Raw genomic sequence first — 19,408 nt, 5'->3', positions numbered from 1 at the left:
TCGAGGCAACCGACGAGTCGTTCGCGCCACGCCACCCACAACCACGCGATGGGCACCATGAAGACGTTTGAACAGCTTTTCGACGAGCTGCGGGCCAAGGCGGCCTCCGGCCAGGAGGGCTCGCGCACGGTCGAGCTCGTCACCGCCGGTGTGCACACGATCGGCAAGAAGGTCGTCGAGGAGGCCGCCGAAGTGTGGATGGCCGCCGAGCACGAGGGCGCCGACCGCACCGCCGAGGAGATCTCCCAGCTCCTGTACCACCTGCAGGTGATGATGGTCGCTCGCGGCATCTCGCTGCAGGACGTATACGCTCACCTGTGACATCCGCCGTCCCCGGCCCGTCGTCCGGGCCGGGGACGCAGCCGTACCGCAACCTCGTTCGGCACCTCCCGAAGGGTCATTCCATGCTGCGCATCGCCGTCCCCAACAAGGGTTCCCTCTCCGAGCCTGCGTCGGCGATGCTGCATGAGGCGGGCTACCGCCAGCGCAAGCACTCCAAGGAACTGGTGCTGACCGACCCCGACAACAACGTCGAGTTCTTCTTCCTGCGCCCGCGCGACATCGCCATCTACGTCGGCTCCGGCCGGCTCGACGCCGGCATCACCGGGCGCGACCTGCTGATGGACTCGGGCGCCGAGGCCGAGGAGATCCTGCAACTGGGGCTGGCCCCGGCCACCTTCCGCTACGCCGCGCCCGCCGCGCTGGCCCGGGAGCTGGACGGGCAGGGCAAGAAGGGCCTGGCCGGGCTGCGGGTGGCGTCCTCCTACATCGGGATCGTCGAGCGCGACTTCGCCGACAACGGCATCGAGGCCGCCGCGCTGGTCAAGCTGGACGGCGCGGTGGAGACCGCGATCCAACTGGGCGTCGCGGACGTGATCGCCGATGTCGTGGAGACCGGCACCACGCTCGCGCAGGCGGGCCTGGAGGTGTTCGGCGAGCCGATCCTGCGCTCGGAGGCGGTGCTGATCCGCCGGGCCGGCGCGGAGACCTCGGCCGCGCTGGAGCAACTGGTCCGCCGGCTCCAGGGCGTCCTGGTCGCGCGCAGCTACGTGATGATGGACTACGACATCCGGGTCGAGCGGGTGGAGGCGGCGGTCACGCTGACCCCGGGCCTGGAGTCGCCCACGGTCAGCCCGCTGCACAACGAGGGCTGGGTCGCGGTGCGCGCGATGGTCCCGCGCAAGAACGCCCAGCAGATCATGGACGACCTGTGGGAGATCGGCGCCCGCGCGATCCTGGTCACCGGCATCCACGCCTGCCGTCTTTGACACCCGGTCGGTCCGTCCCCGCCGCGCGGGCGGACCGACCACCCTCACCCCCCGGAGAACCGTCCCGCCATGAGCGCCAGCACCCCCGCCGCCGACCTTCCGCGTACCTGGTACGCGAAGCGCAGTCGTCTCATCACCGCCGTGCTCGGCGTGGTCATCCTGGTCGGGTTGTGCGTGCTGGCGCTGATGTTGCCGGAGAAGGGCGGCTGGGGGTTCGGCTCGCGGATGGGGGTCGCGCTCACCGGCGTGCTCGGCCTGGCCGCGATGCTGATGCTCGGCCGGCCGAAGGTGGTCGCGGCATCGAGCGGGGTGACCGTGGTCAACCTGCTGCGCACCACGCACCTGGAGTGGGCCCAGATCGTCCGGGTCTACCTGCGCCAGGGCGACCCGTGGGCGCAGATCGACATGTCCAACGGCGACACGCTGGCGGTGATGGGCATCCAGACCTCCAACGGCAAGGCCGACGCGATCACCGCGACGCGCGAGCTCCGGGCCCTGGTGGACAAGTACGGGACGGCCGCCGAGGCGCGCTAGGCGCGCCCCGCCTTCGACGCCGCCCGGCCCGCCCGGTCACGGCCTCGGCACGTTGCGCAGGTTCGACCTGGCCATCTGGACCATCCGGCCGACGCCGCCGGCCAGCACCGTGCGCCCGGCGCTCAGGGCGAAGCCCTGGATCTGCTCGGCGGTGATCTTCGGCGGGATGGACAGCGCGTTGGGGTCGGTGACGATGTCCACCAGTGCCGGACCCTGGTGCGCGAACGCGTCGCGCAGCGCGCCACGGACCTGCTTGGGCTTTTCCACCCGCACCCCGAACGCGCCCGCCGCACGCGCGATCGCGGCGAAGTCCGGGTTCTTGTTGGTGGTCCCGAACGGCTCGAGCCCGGCGACCATCATCTCCAACTCGACCATGCCGAGTGACGAATTGTTGAACAGCACGATCTTCACCGGCAACGCGGACTGCACCAGGGTCAACAGGTCGCCCATCAGCATCGAGAAGCCGCCGTCCCCGGACATCGACACCACCTGCCGGTCCACGTCCAGGAACTGCGCGCCGATCGCCTGGGGCAGCGCGTTGGCCATCGAGCCGTGCGAGAACGAACCGATGACCCGGCGCCGCCCGTTCGGCGTCAGGTAGCGCGCCGCCCACACGTTGCACATGCCGGTGTCGACGGTGAAGATCGCGTCGTCGGCGGCCTCCTCGTCCAGGATCGAGGCGACGTACTCGGGGTGGATGGGCACGTGCTTCTCCACCTTGCGGGTGTACGCCTTCACCACGCCCTCGAGCGCGTCCGCGTGCTTGCGCAACATCCGGTCCAGGAACCTGCGGTCGGTCTTGGCCCGCACCATCGGGGTCAGCGCGCGCAGCGTCTCGCGTACGTCGCCCCACACCGCCAGGTCCAGCTTCGTGCGCCGGCCCAGGTGCGCGGGTCGTACGTCCACCTGCACGGTGGCCACGTCCTGCGGCAGGAAGGCGTTGTACGGGAAGTCGGTGCCCAGCAGGATCAGCAGGTCCGCCTCGTGCATCGCCTCGTACGCGGCGCCGTAGCCCAGCAGTCCGGACATGCCCACATCGAAGGGATTGTCGTACTGGATGTGCTCCTTGCCGCGCAGCGCGTGTCCCACCGGCGCGTTGATCCGGTCGGCGAAGGCCATCACCTCCTCGTGCGCGCCCGCCGTGCCCGCGCCGCAGAACAGGGTGACCCGCTCGGCCTCGTCGATCATCCGGGTCAGCGTGGCCAGGTCCGCGTCCGCCGGGCGCACCGTCGGGAGCGACGTGGGCAGCGCAACCTGATGGGCCTTCTCCGGCGCGGGCTTGTCCGCGACATCGCCCGGGAGGGTGACCACCGACACCCCGCCCAGGCCCACCGCGTGCCGGATCGCCGACTGCAGCACCCGCGGCATCTGCTCGGGGGTGCCGATCATCTCGCTGTAGTGGCTGCACTCGACGAACAGTCGTTCGGGATGCGTCTCCTGGAAGAACGCGGTGCCGATCTCGCCGCTGGGAATGTGCGACGCGAGCGCCAGCACCGGGGCGTGCGAGCGATGCGCGTCGAACAGGCCGTTGATCAGGTGCAGGTTGCCCGGGCCGCAACTGCCCGCGCACGCGGCCAGCGTGCCGGTCAGTTGCGCCTCCGCGCCGGCCGCGAACGCGGCCACCTCCTCGTGCCGTACGTGCACCCAGTCGATCGCGGCGTTGCGCCGCACCGCGTCCACGATCGGATTGAGGCTGTCGCCCACCACGCCGTACAACCGGCGCACCCCCGCCTGGGCGAGGATGTCCACGAACTGCTCGGCGACGCTCTGCTTGGCCACGGGAGACCCTTCCGTCCGGCTCGTCCGGCGGCCCGGCGCGCGCTGCCGCGCCCGCCCGACGGTCGAAAAGCGATGATCGGTTAGCCCTACCCGTGCCTCGCCCGGCTATCCCCGGCCGTCGGCCAGATCCCCGTATGCCTGGAAGAGGTCGGACAGGCGCAGCGTGGTCAGCTCGGCCAGGTCCGGACCCTCCGCCAGCTCCACCAGCCGCACGTCCCGGTACATGCAGCACTTCTCGTACAGGGTGCGGACGAAGCGGGCGTTGCCCAGCTCGTCGATCCAGCCCTGTTCGCGCACGTGGCCGGTGATGCTGCGCAGCTCGGCCGCCGCGTCCTCGTCCCACGTGTCGCCGCCGACGGCCGCCATCACCTCGGCGATCCGGGCCAGATCCTCGGCGCCGTAGGAGGGGAACTCGACCCGGGTGGTGAACCGTGACATCAGGCCCGGGTTCGAGGTGAGCAGCCGGTCCATGCCCTCCGGATAGCCGGCCAGGATGATGACCAGCCGGTCCCGGTCGTCCTCGGCCCGCTTGAGCAGCACCTGGAGTGCCTCGTCGCCGTACGCGTCGCCCTTGGAGTAGCCCACGTTGGTCAGGCCGTACGCCTCGTCCACGAACAACACGCCGCCCAGCGCCGAGTCGATCAACTCGCCGGTCTTGACCGCGGTCTGGCCCAGGTACTCGCCGACCAGGTCGGAGCGCTGGGCCTCGACCAGGCGGTCGCTCTCCAGCAGACCCAGCGCGGCGAAGACCCGGCCGAGCAGCCGGGCCACGGTGGTCTTGCCGGTGCCGGAGGGGCCGGAGAAGACGAAGTGCCGCTTGGGGGCCTGCGCGGGCAGGCCCTGCGCCTCGCGCAGCCGGGCCATCCGCATCTGCGCGGACAACGCGCGCACCTGGCGTTTGACCGGCTCCAGGCCGACCATCGACTCCAGTTCGGCCAGCACCAGCGCGAGTTCCTCGGGGGCGGCGGCCGGGCGCATCGGCGCGGATCGGCCGGCCGCCCGGACGTCCGCGTCCGGCTGCGATTCGGCGTCGGCACCGTCCGGGACCGGGTCCGGCTCGCGCTCGACCTCGGCGGCGGGCGGTGGCCCGGCCGGCGGGGGAGCGGTCGCGGGTATCGGTGGCAACACGTCCGGCAGCGGTCCCCGGCCGACCACGGGACCGGCCAGGCGCGCGGTCATCCCGCCGTACTCGTCCAGTGGTTCGCCGGCCGCCAGCGAGGACAGCCGTGCGGCGGTGTCCATGAACGAGGGATCCGCCTGGTGCACGGCGCGGTACAGCGGCAGCGCGGCCGGGGTGCGGCCGGTCTCCTCGTACGCGCGCGCGAGCCAATAGCGCAGCTCCTTGCGCTGCGGGTGCTCCGAGCGGCAGCGCACCAGGGCGGTGGCGAGCACCTGTTCGGCCTTGGCGTACAGACCCAGTCGCACCCGGGCCATGCCCGCGAACAGGCCCGCCTCGACGCCGAGCAGCGCGTCGTCGTCCAGCCCTGCGGTGTGTCGGAGCAGTTGTTGCCAGTCCTTGCCCAGATAGGCCCGGCAGGCCAGGAGGAACCGGGTGGCCGCGTCCTGTTCGGCGGGCGGGCACAGGGCCAACGCCGCGTCCAGTTCTGGCAGATGGCGCCCGTCCAACCAGTGCGAGGCGTGCGCGAGGGCCAGGTCGCGCGGGGTCTCCAGGACCAGTTGCACCCACCAGCCCAGCCAGTACCAGGAGTTGAGCGGCCGGCCGTATTTCGCGCGTTGCTCGCCGAAGCGTTCTCGATGGGTGTGCATGGCCACCACCGCGGCGGCCACCTCCACCTTGAGCGCGTGCAGCCCCAGCCACGCGTCGGCCATGCCCGGGTCGGTTTCGACCGCGGCCCGGAACTGCACCTCCGCCTGGCCGTATTCGCCGGCGACGTAGGCGTCCATGCCGCGCAACCAGGCCAGTTCGGCCGGGCTTCCGGTGCGTGCGCCACGATCGGTCTGTCCCACGGTGGACCCCCCTTCCCCCGGCCGGTCCTCTCCGCGTGCCCGTGTCCCCGAGGGGACTTCGAGAGGATGTCGGCCCGCTGCCGATGAATCCCGGTGCGTCCATTCCGCCCGATCGGCGACGCCCCTTAGAGCCTCTCCCGTTCCGCTGCCCGTCACGCCGTCTCGTGCGAGGCGGTCACGGATGGTGTCCGCTTCGCCACGCGTTCGTCCCCGCGCATCGTACCGAGCGGGGCCCGGCAATCCGAGGGGCGAACGGTATTTGGGGTGGTGAGTGCCGCCGTCGGGCGTGTGCCGGTGGTGAGGCGGGGGCCCGCGGATCCGCGGGGCGGGTGCCGATCGACCCGGCGCGGTACGAGGAAGCCTCCGGCCGCGGGGGAACGACCGGAGGCTTCGTCTCGCGCGGGGCCGGCGGGGGTTCCGACGCTGCCGCTGGACCGCAAGCTATGGCGATCCGGACACAACGGTCAAGGACGCCACGCCGGGAAATCTCCGGACGGAACGTGATCTTCGCGAAACGGTCCCGATCAGGGATCGTGCGCCCCGCGCACTCCGGGTGTGCACTGCCCGCGCGCTCTCCATGGTGCTGACGCGCTCGTGTTCGTAACGCTACGGTCGGTATATGGGCAACCTCGGGGACGCGGGCGGAACGGCAGCCGGGGGCGAGCCATCGCTTCGTCCCGGTGACAAGAGCGGTGGCGGGAGCGGCCGCGCGGCGGTGGCGGGCGCCGCGCCGCGACGGCTGCCGCCGCGGCGCCGCAAGGCGGTCGGCGGCGGGACCAGCGCACCGGAGCCGGGACTGATGCCGAGGGCTCGGGTCGCGGGGGCGTCGACGGCGTGGGACGCGGACGGCGACCCGCGGCCGGTGCCCGCGCAGGCAGGACCCGCCGCGCCGACCGCCGCCCCCGCCGCCGCTTCCGCCGCAGCCGCCGCTCCCGCGAAGGTCGGGCGTCAGGCCGGGCGTCCGCTCGTGGAGACCGCGATCGGCCTGGCGGGCCGGCTTGCGCAGGCCGCCTCGGACGTCAAGTACCGCAGCGACCTGATGCGCGATCTGCTGACCGGGCGCAGCACCGACCTCACCGGCTGGACCGCGCTGCCCAGCGGCCCGCTCCTGGTCGTGGTCGCCGAGCCCGATCCGCCCGCGGCGAGCGGCGACCCGCGGGCGATCCGGGCCGGTCAGGAGGCGCTCGCCCTGGCGTGGTCCACGGCCCTGGGCGCCCGTGCCCCCGAGGCGGCCGTCGCGGCGTACCCGCGCGAGGTGGTGGTCCTGCTCGGCGCGCCCGACGACGGCCAGTCCGCGCGTGTGGTCGCCGAACTCGCCGCCGTGGTGCACGCCGACTGCGGCACGGTGATCCGTTCGTTCACCACCGGCATCAGCCGCCCGGCGGACTCCCTGGACGCGCTCCCGGCGGCGTACGAGCAGGCGCGGCGCGCGGTGACGGCGGGGCGGCGCATCCACGGACCGGGCGCGGTGGCGGACTTCGATCAACTCGGCGTCTTTCGCCTGCTGAGCCTGATCCCGGACCCGAGCGAGCTGGACCGCTTCGCGCGTGAGGCGTTGCGCTCGCTCGCGCATCCACGCGATCCCGAGGCGGCGGACCTGCGCAACACGTTGCAGGCGCTGCTGGACACGAACCTGAACGTGGCCGAGACCGCCCGCAGGCTCTACGTGCACTACAACACGCTGCGCTATCGCATCACCAAACTCGAGCGCCTGCTCGGGCCGTTCACCCAGGACCCGCACCTGCGGCTGAATCTGATGATCGCGCTCCAGATCGTGCGCATGCAGGGACGCTGACCCCGGTGGGCGGGCGGGTGCGCCCGGCGCGCCGATCCCGGCGCGGGCCCGGCGCAACGGGCCGGCCCGAGCGGGCGACACGGCGCGGGCGTTCTGCTTGACTGTGCCAGGCAATTGGGCGTGGCGTGGGGAGTGGGCATGGGTGCGCTGGATGGCGTCAAGGTGGTCGAGTTGGCCGGGATCGGGCCCGGGCCGTTCGTCGGCATGATGTTGGCGGATGCCGGGGCCGGTGTCATCCGGGTGGATCGGCCCGGTGGCGCGACGATGCCCTCGATGGTGGTCGGGCGCGGCCGGTTGGGCACGCTGGAGGTCGATCTCAAGGATGTCGCCGCGCGGGACTCGGTGTTGCGGCTGATCGAGGGCGCCGACGTGCTGATCGAGGGCTTTCGCCCCGGCGTCACCGAGCGGCTGGGACTGGGCCCGGACACCTGCCTGGAGCGCAACCCCGCGCTGGTCTATGCCCGGATGACCGGCTGGGGCCAGCACGGGCCGCTCGCGCCGCGGGCCGGGCACGACATCAACTACATCTCGATCTCCGGGGTGTTGCACTCCTTCGCCCGCGCCGGCGAGCGCCCGGTGCCGCCGCTGAACCTGGTCGGCGACTACGGCGGCGGCGCGATGTTCTGCGCCTTCGGCATCCTGGCCGCGCTGCTGGCGGCGCGTACGACCGGGCAGGGGCAGGTCGTCGACGCGGCCATGACGGACGGCTCGGCGACGCTGAGCGCGTTCATCCACGGGATGCGCGGACTCGGCGGCTGGGCGCAAGATCCCGGCGGCAACCTGCTCGACACCGGCGCTCCGTTCTACGACGTGTACACCACCGCCGACGGTCGCCACCTCGCCGTCGGCGCGATCGAACCACAGTTCTACGCCCTGCTGTTGGCCGGTCTCGGACTCGCCGACGAGGACCTGCCCGGGCAGAACGACCGGGCCGGCTGGCCGCTCCTGCGTGAGCGCTTCGCCGCCGTGATCGCCGGCCGTACCCGGGACGAGTGGACCGCGGTCTTCGAGTCGACGGACGCGTGCGTGACCCCGGTGCTCACCTGGGACGAGGCCACCGAGCACCCGCACAACCGGGCCCGGGACACTTTCGTGCGCCCCGACGGCACCCTCCAGCCCGCGCCGGCTCCCCGGTTCTCGGGCACGCCCTCGCTCGTCGGCGACGCCTCCGGCCGTCTGGACGCGGCCCTGCTTCAAACCTGGGGGCTGACCCCGGACGAGGCCGCGAAGCTTGCCCCCGAGGGCTGAGGGGAGCAGGACCCGAAGCCCACCGGAAGCCCCCCGAACTCCACTTGAAACCGTGGTCGTTCGGCGGTCCTCGCGCGCGCGGCGCGCATCATGGCACGCCCGTGTCACGCGCGCCGGGTATTGCGCGACAAATGTTTCGACGCGTAGCGCTCTCTCTACGATCGGTAGCCGCAGCCGCCGACCACACGCGAGGAACCATGGACCCCACCACGCTCACCGGCAACATCGGCACGATCGACACCACCGTCCCGCAGGCGCGCGCGACGAACGCCGACCCCATCGCGCGGCTGCTCGGCGAGACCGCCCCGGTGCGGCAACGCGTGCTCCGGCACACCGTCTACCGCGACCTCACCGACCTCACCGCCATCCGGGTGTTCATGGCGCACCACGTGTTCGCCGTCTGGGACTTCATGTCCCTGCTCAAGAGCCTGCAACGGCACCTGACCTGCGTGGAGATCCCGTGGGTGCCGCGCGGCGACGCGGAGATCCGGCGGATGGTCAACGAGATCGTGCTCGGCGAGGAGAGCGACACCACCTCCCTGGGCCCGCTCAGCCACTTCGAGCTCTACCTCGCCGCGATGGACGGGGCCGGCGCCGACACCCGACCGGCCCGCCGCTTCCTGGGCCTGCTCGCGGACAAGGTCCCGGTGCCCGAGGCGGTCGCCGCGTGCGGGGCGCCCGCCGGGGCCGCCGCGTTCGTCACGCGCACCTGGCAGGTGGTCGAGCACGCGCCGCTGCACTGCGTCGCCGCGTCCTTCGCGCTCGGTCGCGAGGAACTCATCCCGCGCATGTTCGACCACCTCACCGCGCTCGACGACGTGCACGCGGGCCGGCTCGCGGTGTTCGGCGAATACCTGGCCCGGCACATCGAGGTGGACGGCGACGACCACGGCCCGATGGCGCTGCGCCTGCTCGGCCGGCTGTGCGCCGCCACCCCGGACCCGGCCCGCGCGTGGCGCGAGAGCGCGGGCACCGTCACCGTCTCGCTGCGCGCCCGCGCCGACCTGTGGGACGCGGTGCGCGCCGCGATCGACGCGGCCCGTACCGCAGCCGGATGAAACGCGGCCTTGCCCGGAGCCGTGTGACGTGTCATATGTTGGGCGCGTGACCCACGACGCAGCCCCGCACCCCACAGACCGCCTCGGCCGCGCCCAAAAGGCCGCCGCCGACGCGGGACTGGACGCCCTGCTCATCTCGCCCGGCGCCGACCTGCGCTATCTCACCGGCTACGAGGCGCTTCCGCTGGAGCGCCTGACCTGCCTGGTGGTGCCCGTCGGCGCCGAACCCTTCCTCGTCGTACCCGGCCTGGAGAAGCCCGCCGCCCTCGCGTCGCCCGCGGGAGAGCTGGGCATCGACGTGGCCGGCTGGGGCGAGACCGAGGACCCGTACGCGCTGATCGCGGGCCGACTGCCGCGCGGCGTGGCCCGGGTCGGCCTGGACAACCACATGTGGGCGGAGAAGGTGCTCGCCTTCCGCGCCGCTCTGCCCGCCGCCGAACAGTCGCTCGCCGGCGACGTGTTGCGCGAACTGCGGATGCGCAAGTCGGCCGCCGAGGTGGAGGCGCTGCGCCGGGCCGGCGCGGCGATCGACCGGGTGCACGCGCGCGTGGGCGACTGGCTCCGGGCGGGCCGCACCGAGCGCGAGGTCGGCGCGGACATCGCCGACGCGATCATCGCCGAGGGCCACGTGCGGGTGGACTTCGTGATCGTCGGCTCCGGCCCCAACGCCGCGAGCCCGCACCACGAACTCTCCGACCGGGTGATCGAGACCGGCGACGTGGTCGTCGTCGACATCGGCGGCACCACCGCCGACGGCTACTGCTCGGACGAGACGCGTACCTACAGCGTCGGCGAACCGCCCGCCGAGTTCCGCCGCTACTACGACGTGCTCGAGCGCGCCCAGGCCGCCCAACTCGCGGCGGTCCGGCCCGGGTTGACCTGCGAGCAACTCGACGCGGTCGGTCGCGACATCATCACCGAGGCGGGCTACGGCGAGTACTTCATCCACCGCACCGGTCACGGCATCGGCATGGAGAGCCACGAGGACCCGTACATCGTCCAGGGCAACACGTTGCCCCTGGAGCCGGGCATGGCCTTTTCGATCGAGCCCGGCATCTACCTGCCCGGTGCGCACGGCGCACGCATCGAGGACATCGTGGTCTGCGGCGAGAGCGGCGCCGACCCGATGAACGTGCGTCCGCACGGGTTGGCCGTGCTGTAGGGCTGTTCGTGGTGGCACCGGCCGCGGCCCGCCGCGCGCGAACCCGGATCCGGCCGCGGCCGGCCGGCGTTCGGGGCGCGGGCCGCGTCGGTGTCGGACGCGGGCGGGGGTGGCGCCGTACGATCGTGCGCAACGGCCGGGGGGCGAACCCCACCCGGTCCGCCGCCGGCCACCGCCGGGCCCGGCCACATCCGGACCGCACGGAAGGACGTCCCATGGCCCTGACGCGCACTCTGCCCACCGACGAGTCCCGTGCCCTGCTCGACCTCACCCGGGAGATCACCGCCCGCGAGATCGCCCCTCGGGCCGCCGCCGACGAGGCCGCCGGACGCTTCCCGCGCGAGGTGTTCGCGACCCTGGGCGCCGCCGGGTTGTTGTCGCTGCCGTACGCCGAGGAATACGGCGGCGGCGACCAGCCGTACGAGGTCTATCTCCAAGTGCTCGAGGAACTCGCCGCCGGCTGGCTGGCGGTCGGCCTCGGGGTGTCGGTGCACACGCTGGCGTGTCACCCGCTCGCGACCTTCGGTACGCCGGAGCAACGGGCCACGCACCTGCCCGCGATGTTGTCCGGCGACCTGCTCGGCGCGTACTGCCTGTCCGAGCCGCACTCGGGCTCGGACGCCGCGGCGCTGAACACCAAGGCACTGGCCGCGACCGACGGGTACGTGCTCACCGGGACCAAGGCGTGGATCACGCACGGCGGGGTGGCCGACTTCTATACCGTGCTCGCCCGTACCTCGCCCGACGGCTCGCGCGGGATCAGCGCGTTCCTGGTCGACGCCGACACACCGGGCCTGTCCGCCGCCGCGCCCGAGCACAAGATGGGAATGCGGTCCTCGCCCACCGCGCAGATCCACCTCGACGGCGCCCGGGTCGCGGCGGAACGGCGGATCGGCGCCGAGGGCCAGGGTTTCCCGATCGCGCTGGCCGCGCTCGACTGCGGCCGATTGGGCATCGCCGCGTGTGCCACCGGCGTTGCCCAGGCCGCGTTGGACCTGGCGAGCGACTACGCCAAGAACCGCTCGCAGTTCGGCGGTCCGATCGCCGACAAGCAGGGCATCCGCTTCATGCTCGCCGACATGGCCACCGCGATCGAGGCGGGCCGCGCGCTGTACCTGTCCGCCGCGCGACTGCGCGACGCGGGCCTGCCGTTCGGCCGCCAGGCGGCGATGGCCAAACTCTTCTGCACGGACGCCGCGATGCGGGTGACGGTCGACGCGGTGCAGGTCCTGGGCGGCTACGGGTACACCACCGACTTCCCGGCGGAGCGATACCTGCGCGAGGCCAAGTGCCTGCAGATCGTCGAGGGCACGAATCAGATCCAACGCATGGTCATCGCCCGGGACTTGCTGCTGAACGGATGATCCGGGGGCGCCGGCCGGCGGGCGGCCCGGGGCCGGGGTGGGTCGGCGCCGGGGAGCGGGCTGCTCGGCGCGGGGCGGATTGTGGCCTTTCGGATCGGGCGGCGGGGGTCGGGTACGGTTGCGTGATCCGGGGGATCGCGCTTCGCATCCGAAGCCGCGCGAGTCGAGGACGAGGAGGCGGCGGGCGTGACGACGGAGCGTACCCCGGGGGCCTCGGCCGAGGACGGCCTGAGCACGGACGAGGCGATTCGGGCCATGTTGCTGCTGATGCCGAGGGTATGGGCCCGGCTCAAGCGCACCCGGATCCCCGAGCGGTTGCAGTCGATGAACCTGGCCCCGCGACACCTGTCGCTGCTGGCCTACCTGCTCTTCGACGGCCCGATGTCGGTCAACCACCTGGCCGCGCGGCTCGAGGTGGCCCCGACCACGGTCAGCCTGATGGTCAGCGACCTCGGCCGACAGGGCGTCCTGGAGCGGCACACCGACCCGAACGACCGGCGCCGGTCGATCGTGGCGATCACCGAGGACCCGCAGACCCGGACCGCGATCGAGAGCTGGCTGGCGAACGGCGCCGACGCCTGGCGTCGCGCGTTCGACCCGCTCTCACCCGAGGATCGGGCGATGTTCGTGCGGACGATGGGCGCCTACGAGGGCGGGGCCGTCGGCGACGGGGAGTGAGCGGTGCGGTCGACCGGCTTTCCACGCGGCGCGGGAGGGCAGGCGGCCCACGTGCGCATGCGGTCGGCTTCGAAGGCGGTCGGATCGATGCCCGGGCCCGGAGCGGACCCGGTGGCTCACAACGTGTGCGAGAACGGCTGGGCCCGCCAGTCCAGGCCCGCCGGCAACACCGTGACCGCGGGCCGCGGCAGCGGCTCGGGCGTCGCGGAGCCGGCCCGGTCGAGCGAGTCCCCGAACACCGCGCCCGAGCCCGGGCACGAACGTATCCCGAACGGATCCCGCGCACTGGGGCACACCGCGTGATCCGGCACCGTCGCCCCGTCAGGGGCCACGTCCACGACCAGCACGACCGCACACTCCGGGCATGCCCGACGTGCGGTCGCGGCGCCGGACGGGTCCCCGTCCGGCTCGAACTCGAACGCGTCGTCGAAGTCCGTGATCGGACGGCGCGCCCCCTTACCCGCGGGCACGTCTACGGCGATACTCATGGGGCTCCCCCTGTCGCCACAGCGCCGCGGTGACGGCGCGCTCCGCCGACGATAGTGCGCCCGACCGGAACGTTGCAGTACTCATCCGAGCCCAATTCGCGCGACGCGCGAAACGGATGGCATCGCCACCGGCCGAGTCGGCGCGCCGTACCGCGCCCGCGCCCCGGTCGGCTCGCGCCGAACACGCTCACACCCGCGTGCCGTCCGCGGCCTCCGCCCCCGCCACGGGCTCGAACTCGACCGCCCGGCGCAACTGCTCCAGCCGATAGGGAATCGGCTCCCATCCCGGCCGCCCGGCCATGTCCACGTTCAACTGCACCACCGTGCGCGTATAGGCGCGGGCGAGCCCGCGCGGCATCAGCGGCATCCCGACCGGTCGGCGCCGGGAGTTCCCGTCCCGATCCGGCACCCCGGCGTGGTTGCCCCGTACCGACACCCACACCGCGGCCACCGACCCCTGTACGTGCCGCACCAGTTCCTCGCGTACGTCCAACCAGCGTGCCAACGCCGCGCGGGTGGGGCCGGAGAGCGGCAACACCTCGGTCACCGCCGGGTTGACCGAGCGCGCCTGCGGGCGCCGCACGATGCGCACCGTGCGCTCGTCGGGCGCCAGGTCGGTCAGCCGCAGCGCGCACAACTCGCCCGCCCGGGCGCCGGTGTCCAGAACGACGCCGATCAGCGCGAACAGCCGGACCCGGCCCGGGTCGGCGCCGGAGCGATCGGCGTGCGCGGTCAGCCAGTCCAGCAGCAACGAGCGCTGCCGGGCGCCCACCGGCGGCTTGAGGTCGGGCATCGCGGGGCGTTCGGGCAAGGCGATCGGCACCGATCCGGCCCGGGCCAGGATCTCCAGACAGTCCATCCGCACCCGAATGCTCGCCGTCGTCGAGACGCCGTCGCCGGCGACCGTGCGGGTGCGCAACCGGCCGCTGCCCGCCAACTCCAGATAGCGCCGCATCGGATCGGCGGACAGCAGTGCCGCGAGCGAGGCGCGCGCCTCGGGCGGGAAACCCTCCTGGACCAGCGCCCGACGCAACTCGCCCACCACCCAACGCAGTTGCCGAGCCCGGGCGGCGGAGGTGTCGGCCCGCGCGGTGACCCGAAGCAGGGCACGGTCGAGCTGATCGAGCGCGGGAGCACGGTCCTGGTCGGCCATGGGGGCACTGTAACCACGGCCACCGACGATCAACCCCGATCGCCAACCGCACCGGTGCCCGCGCCGCGCCCCGCCGCCCGCCGGGCCGCCGAAGGTCCCCGAACCGCCCGCACGGCGCCACGCGCGGTCGCCATGCCATAGGTTCATCGTGTGGAGGACCTCGACCGACAGATCGTCAAACTGCTCCTGCTCGACGGGCGGATGAGCTACACCGACCTGGGCAAGGCCACCGGCCTGTCCACCTCGGCCGCACACCAGCGTGTGCGCCGACTCGAACAACGCGGGGTCATCCGCGGCTACGCCGCCGTGGTCGACACCGAGGCCATCGGGCTGCCGTTGACCGCGTTCATCTCGGTCAAGCCGATCGACCCCAGCGCCCCGGACGACGCTCCCGAGCGCCTGGCGGACCTCGAGGAGCTGGAGGCGTGCCACAGCGTGGCGGGCGACGAGAGCTACATCCTCAAGGTCCGCGTCGCCACCCCCGGCGACCTGGAGACGCTGCTGGCCCGGATCCGGCTCCAGGCGGGCGTGTCCACCCGTACGACGGTGGTGTTGTCGACGCCCTACGAGGCCCGCGCGCCCCGATTCTGAGCGGATCCGCCCGCGCCGAACCCGAATCAACCGCCCGAGCGATCGCCGGCGGACCGCCCGCGCCGATCCGGGGGAGCGCGCGGGGGCGGCCGTCGACGAAGCAGCCCGGACCCGAGCGGGTGTGCGCGGCGCGGGTCGCACGCCCGAAGGGGTGACCTCCGGCTCGGGGTTCGATCCGGGCGGGCCACACTGGTGCCCATGACCACGCTCCTCCTGCGCAACGGCGCCGTGCACAGTCCGGCCGATCCCTTCGCGACCGCCATGGTCGTCGAGGACGACACCATCGCCTGGATCGGCGCCGAGGGGGCCGCCGCGGCCCATGTCGACGCCGTCGACGCGGTGCTCGATCTCGCGGGCGCCCTGGTCACCCCCGCGTTCGTGGACGCGCACGTGCACGCCACCGCGACCGGCCTCGTGTTGACCGGCCTGGACCTGACCGGCGCGCCCTCGTTGACGTACGCGCTCTCGGCGCTGGAGGACCACGCCAAGCGGCGCGGCCTGTACGGAGCCGGCCACGTGCTGCTCGGGCACGGCTGGGACGACAGCGCGTGGCCCGAGGGACGGCCGCCCACCCCGGCCGAGTTGGACCGGGCCACCGGCGGCGCCACCGTCTACCTCTCCCGGATCGACGTGCACTCCGCGGCGTGCTCGCCCGCGTTGCTCGCGCTGGTCCCGGGCGAGCACGGCGACGCGCCCCTGGCGGGCACCGTGCACCACGTCGCGCGGGCCGCCGCGAACGCCGCGCTGACCGCGGCCGATCGAGTCGCCGCGCAGCGGGTCGCGCGGGCCCGGGCTGCGGCGCTGGGCATCGGCACGCTGCACGAGTGCGGCGGGCCGGAGATCGCCGGCGAGGCCGACTTCCGGGCGCTGCTGGCCCTGGCCCGGGACGAGGCCGGCCCGGACGTGGTCGGCTACTGGGGCGCGCTCGCCGCCGACGCCGAGCACGCCCGCACGCTGCGCGCCGACCTGGGCGCGCACGGACTGGGCGGCGACCTGTTCATCGACGGCTCGCTCGGCTCGCACACCGCGTGCCTGCACGCGCCCTACTCCGACGACCCCGGCGCCGGCACCGGCCTGACCCACCTGGCGGCCGAGCAGGTCGCCGAGCACCTCGCCGCGTGCACCCAAGCGGGCATCCAGGCCGGCTTCCACGCGATCGGCGACGCCGCGATCGGCGCGGTCACCGCCGCCGCCCGCGCGCTGATCCAGGGCCCGCACGGCGCGGCCTTCCGCGCGCTGCGACACCGCGTCGAACACGCCGAACTGCTCGACGCCGAAGCCGTCGCGGCCTTCGCCGAACTGGGCCTGACCGCCTCCGTACAGCCCGCCTTCGACGCCGCGTGGGGCGGCCCGGACGGCATGTACGTCCGCCGCCTGGGCGCCGAACGCGCCGCGCTGATGAACCCGTTGGCCGCACTGAGCGCCGCCGGTGTACCGCTCGCGTTCGGGTCGGACGCGCCGGTGACCCCGCTCGACCCGTGGGGCACGGTGCGCGCCGCCGCCTTCCACCGCACCCCGGAGCAACGCATCAGCGTGCGCGCCGCGTTCGCCGCGCACACCCGAGGCGGCCACCGCGCGGTCGGCCGGGACGACGCCGGCGTCCTGGTGCCCGGCGCACCCGCCACCTACGCGGTGTGGGACACCACCGAACTGGTCGTGCAGGCACCGGACAGCCGGCTCTCCGGCTGGTCCACCGACCCGCGCTCGGGCACCCCGGGGCTGCCCGACCTGGCCCCCGACCTGCCGTTGCCGCGCTGCCTGCGGACGGCGGTGCGAGGCACCGCGGTGTACACGGCCGAGGGAGCTCTCGACCAGGCGTGAGCACGATCGCGGACGCCGACCCCGGAGCGGCCCCGGGGTCCGTCCCGGGACCCGCCCTAACCGGCCGGGGCCGGCTCCGGCGTCCCGTGCCGGCCCGGCCCGGCCGATCCCGCCGCCCCCGCCGCGCCGGGCCCGGCCTCGGCCGCCCGCGGTCGCTCCGGGACGGTCAGCAGGGGCAGGAAGACCTGCACCAGCGGCCCGATCGCCAGCGCGTACACCACGGTGCCCAGGCCGATCGACCCGCCCAGTACGAAGCCCACCGCCAGCACCGTGACCTCGATGCCGGTCCGGACCAGCCGCACCGAGCGGCCGGTCCGCCGCACCAGCCCGGTCATCAGGCCGTCCCGGGGCCCCGGGCCCAGTCGCGCGCCGATGTAGGCGCCGCCGGCCACCGCGTTCAGGACCACCCCGAAGACCAGGAAGGCCGCTCGCCAACCCAACGCTTCCGGCGTGGGCAGCCACCGCAGCGACGCGTCCACCGCGATGCCGATCACGAACACGTTGCTCACCGTGCCCAGGCCCGGGCGCTGCCGCATCGGCCACCACAGCAGCAGTACCGCGGCGCCGACCACGATCGTCACCACGCCGAAACTCCATCCGGTGCGCTCCGCGAGGCCCTGATGGAACACGTCCCACGGATCCAGGCCCAACTCGGCCCGGATCATCAGCGCCATGCTGAACCCGTAGAGCGTGAGCCCCGCATACAACTGGACCAAGCGCCGGACCCACGACCAAGCCACCGTGCACCTCGTTCTTTACCGGACTGCCAAAAAAGAGCCAACGGTGAAAGAATCGCCGACACCGGATCACGGATCCATAGCCAATTCGACAGGAGTGGACTGATGAGCGCGCCTCACCTGACCGTCAGCAGCACCCGCCTCGCCGACCTCCTGCACCCCTGGACCACCACGACCCAGTCCGCGGCGCGCACCGGGCCGGCGTACCGCACGCTGGCCGATCGCATCCGCGCGCTGCTCCTGGACGGTCGGATCCCGCTGACCGCGCGCCTGCCCGCCGAGCGCGGCCTCGCCGACCGACTCGGCATCAGCCGCACCACGGTCGCCGCCGCGTACGAACTCCTGCGCACCGACGGCTACCTGACCAGCCGGCGCGGCTCCGGCAGTTGGACCACCCTGCCCGGCACGCACACCGAGATCCCCACCAAGGGATTGAGCCCGAGCACCACCACCGGCGTGATCGACCTCGGCGTCGCCGCCCTGCCCGGCCCCGGCCGGGCCCTGCACCAGGCGGTCGCCGACGCCACCGACTCGCTGCCCACCTACACCACCGGCCACGGCTACCTGCCCGGCGGCCTGCCGGTCCTGCGCGACACGCTGGCCCAGCGCTACACCCGGCGCGGCGTACCCACCACGCCCGACCAGATCCTGGTCACCCCCGGCGCGCTCGCCGCGGTCACCCTGGTCCTGCGCACGCTGGCCGGCCCCGGCGACCGGGTCGCGGTGGAATCGCCCACGTACGCCAACGTGCTGGACGCCATCCGGCAGGCCGGGAACCGGCTGGTCCCGGTGCCGATGACGGACACCGGGTGGGACCCGGAGACCTGGCGCGACACGCTGCGCACCGCCGCGCCCCGACTGGCCTACCTGATCCCGGACTACCAGAACCCGACCGGCCACCTCGCCGACGCGGGCATCCGACGCACCCTGGTGGACCTGGCGCGCAACACCGGGACCACGCTGATCGTCGACGAGACGTGCTTCGACCTGGCCCTGGACATCGACCCGAGCGACCGGCCGCTGCCGATGGCCGCGTTCGACCGGACCAACAACGTGGTCACCATCGGCTCGACGTCGAAGACCTTCTGGGGCGGGTTGCGGATCGGCTGGATCCGGGCCACCCCGGACCTGGTCCGGCGGATCGCGGCCACCCGCGCGTCCTTCGACGTCGGCGCGCCGGTGCTGGACCAACTGGTCACCCACCACCTGATCACCGACCACGAGGACACCATCCTGGAGAGCCGGCTGCCCGCGCTGCGCACCGCCCGAGGCGCCCTCGCCGACGCGCTCACCGACCGCCTGCCGAACTGGACCTTCGCGATGCCGGTGGGCGGGCTGTCGTTGTGGGTGCGCACCGACGGGACGTCCAGCCTGTCCCTGACCGAGGCGGCGGCGCGCCACGGCGTGCGGATCGCGGCGGGCACCCACTTCGGCACCGACGGCACCTTCGAGCACCACGTGCGACTGCCGTACGCGCACGATCCGGCGACGCTGACCGAGGCGATCCGCCGGCTTGCCACGGCGGTGGGGGAGACCGAGCGCAGCCGACCCGGCGCCTACGCGGGCTTCTCCGGAGCACCCTGCGTGGCCTGAACCGAGGTGCCGGCGGTGACCGGATGCACCGATGTGGGTGAACGTAAGCCGGGGTCTCGCTCGCGCGTCGGGCCCCGACCCGTGTACAACAACCCGGGAAGCCCGCAACGCGCGACACGCCGACGTTCCCGCCGCCCCGACACCGGCCGGGAACGGGCCGGCACCGGCTCA

At 73.4% G+C, this 19,408-nt stretch carries 17 protein-coding genes; 12 read left to right on the top strand and 5 right to left on the bottom strand.

Annotated features, from left to right (window positions below):
- Positions 1–57 precede the first annotated feature (57 nt).
- From ACIRL2_RS14650 to ACIRL2_RS14640, 3 genes are all read left to right on the top strand, one after another.
- Positions 58–321, top strand: a complete 264-nt coding sequence (locus ACIRL2_RS14650; protein WP_395865716.1) for a phosphoribosyl-ATP diphosphatase — start codon at positions 58–60, stop codon at positions 319–321.
- An 83-nt stretch (positions 322–404) separates the two neighbouring features.
- On the top strand, positions 405–1,268 hold the full coding sequence (hisG, locus tag ACIRL2_RS14645) for an ATP phosphoribosyltransferase (protein WP_402232268.1): 864 nt from the start codon (positions 405–407) through the stop codon (positions 1,266–1,268).
- A gap of 69 nt (positions 1,269–1,337) precedes the next feature.
- Complete coding sequence (locus tag ACIRL2_RS14640; RefSeq protein WP_395865712.1) at positions 1,338–1,802, top strand: PH domain-containing protein; 465 nt, start codon at positions 1,338–1,340, stop codon at positions 1,800–1,802.
- A gap of 36 nt (positions 1,803–1,838) precedes the next feature.
- Here the strand turns inward: ACIRL2_RS14640 and ACIRL2_RS14635 are convergent, their stop codons facing one another.
- Positions 1,839–3,581, bottom strand: coding sequence for a pyruvate dehydrogenase (locus ACIRL2_RS14635; protein ID WP_402232266.1), 1,743 nt, complete (start codon positions 3,579–3,581; stop codon positions 1,839–1,841).
- Between the two features lie 105 nt (positions 3,582–3,686).
- Positions 3,687–5,486 carry an AAA family ATPase gene (locus ACIRL2_RS14630; RefSeq protein WP_395865919.1) on the bottom strand — a complete coding sequence of 600 codons (1,800 nt, stop codon included), beginning with the start codon at positions 5,484–5,486 and terminating at the stop codon, positions 3,687–3,689.
- A 682-nt stretch (positions 5,487–6,168) separates the two neighbouring features.
- On the opposite strand from ACIRL2_RS14630, the gene ACIRL2_RS14625 reads away from it, so the two are divergent.
- From ACIRL2_RS14625 to ACIRL2_RS14600, 6 genes are all read left to right on the top strand, one after another.
- Positions 6,169–7,344 carry a PucR family transcriptional regulator gene (locus ACIRL2_RS14625; RefSeq protein ID WP_395865708.1) on the top strand — a complete coding sequence of 392 codons (1,176 nt, stop codon included), beginning with the start codon at positions 6,169–6,171 and terminating at the stop codon, positions 7,342–7,344.
- A 138-nt stretch (positions 7,345–7,482) separates the two neighbouring features.
- Positions 7,483–8,592, top strand: a complete 1,110-nt coding sequence (locus tag ACIRL2_RS14620; protein WP_402232264.1) for a CaiB/BaiF CoA transferase family protein — start codon at positions 7,483–7,485, stop codon at positions 8,590–8,592.
- A gap of 197 nt (positions 8,593–8,789) precedes the next feature.
- Positions 8,790–9,650: a DUF3050 domain-containing protein gene (locus tag ACIRL2_RS14615; protein ID WP_395865705.1), complete on the top strand. Its 861-nt coding sequence runs from the start codon at positions 8,790–8,792 to the stop codon at positions 9,648–9,650.
- A gap of 46 nt (positions 9,651–9,696) precedes the next feature.
- Positions 9,697–10,812, top strand: a complete 1,116-nt coding sequence (locus ACIRL2_RS14610; RefSeq protein WP_402232262.1) for a M24 family metallopeptidase — start codon at positions 9,697–9,699, stop codon at positions 10,810–10,812.
- A gap of 215 nt (positions 10,813–11,027) precedes the next feature.
- Positions 11,028–12,176: an acyl-CoA dehydrogenase family protein gene (locus ACIRL2_RS14605; protein ID WP_395865701.1), complete on the top strand. Its 1,149-nt coding sequence runs from the start codon at positions 11,028–11,030 to the stop codon at positions 12,174–12,176.
- 186 nt (positions 12,177–12,362) lie between these two features.
- Positions 12,363–12,854 (top strand): MarR family winged helix-turn-helix transcriptional regulator, encoded by a 492-nt coding sequence (locus tag ACIRL2_RS14600; protein WP_402232260.1) that lies wholly within the window; start codon positions 12,363–12,365, stop codon positions 12,852–12,854.
- Positions 12,855–12,970: 116 nt separating this feature from the next.
- On the opposite strand, the gene ACIRL2_RS14595 is transcribed toward ACIRL2_RS14600, so the two are convergent.
- Together ACIRL2_RS14595 and ACIRL2_RS14590 are read right to left on the bottom strand one after the other, a co-directional pair.
- Positions 12,971–13,342 (bottom strand): hypothetical protein, encoded by a 372-nt coding sequence (locus tag ACIRL2_RS14595; RefSeq protein ID WP_402232258.1) that lies wholly within the window; start codon positions 13,340–13,342, stop codon positions 12,971–12,973.
- Between the two features lie 187 nt (positions 13,343–13,529).
- A complete protein-coding gene (locus ACIRL2_RS14590) occupies positions 13,530–14,495 on the bottom strand; it encodes a hypothetical protein (RefSeq protein WP_402232256.1) in 966 nt (321 codons plus the stop codon).
- 150 nt (positions 14,496–14,645) lie between these two features.
- Between ACIRL2_RS14590 and ACIRL2_RS14585 the strand changes: the two genes are divergently transcribed.
- Positions 14,646–15,086, top strand: coding sequence for an Lrp/AsnC family transcriptional regulator (locus ACIRL2_RS14585; RefSeq protein ID WP_395865692.1), 441 nt, complete (start codon positions 14,646–14,648; stop codon positions 15,084–15,086).
- Between the two features lie 198 nt (positions 15,087–15,284).
- Positions 15,285–16,907: an amidohydrolase gene (locus ACIRL2_RS14580; RefSeq protein WP_402232254.1), complete on the top strand. Its 1,623-nt coding sequence runs from the start codon at positions 15,285–15,287 to the stop codon at positions 16,905–16,907.
- 56 nt (positions 16,908–16,963) lie between these two features.
- On the opposite strand, the gene ACIRL2_RS14575 is transcribed toward ACIRL2_RS14580, so the two are convergent.
- On the bottom strand, positions 16,964–17,581 hold the full coding sequence (locus tag ACIRL2_RS14575) for a YitT family protein (RefSeq protein ID WP_395865917.1): 618 nt from the start codon (positions 17,579–17,581) through the stop codon (positions 16,964–16,966).
- A gap of 168 nt (positions 17,582–17,749) precedes the next feature.
- Here ACIRL2_RS14575 and ACIRL2_RS14570 point away from each other — a divergent pair, with 168 nt between their 5' ends.
- Entirely contained in the window at positions 17,750–19,237 is a 1,488-nt protein-coding gene (locus ACIRL2_RS14570) for a PLP-dependent aminotransferase family protein (RefSeq protein ID WP_402232252.1), read from the top strand.
- Positions 19,238–19,408 lie beyond the last annotated feature (171 nt).

The sequence above is a fragment of the Embleya sp. NPDC127516 genome, from assembly GCF_044765325.1.
Lineage (GTDB): Bacteria > Actinomycetota > Actinomycetes > Streptomycetales > Streptomycetaceae > Embleya.
This window is presented reverse-complemented; position numbering and strand designations above follow the sequence as displayed.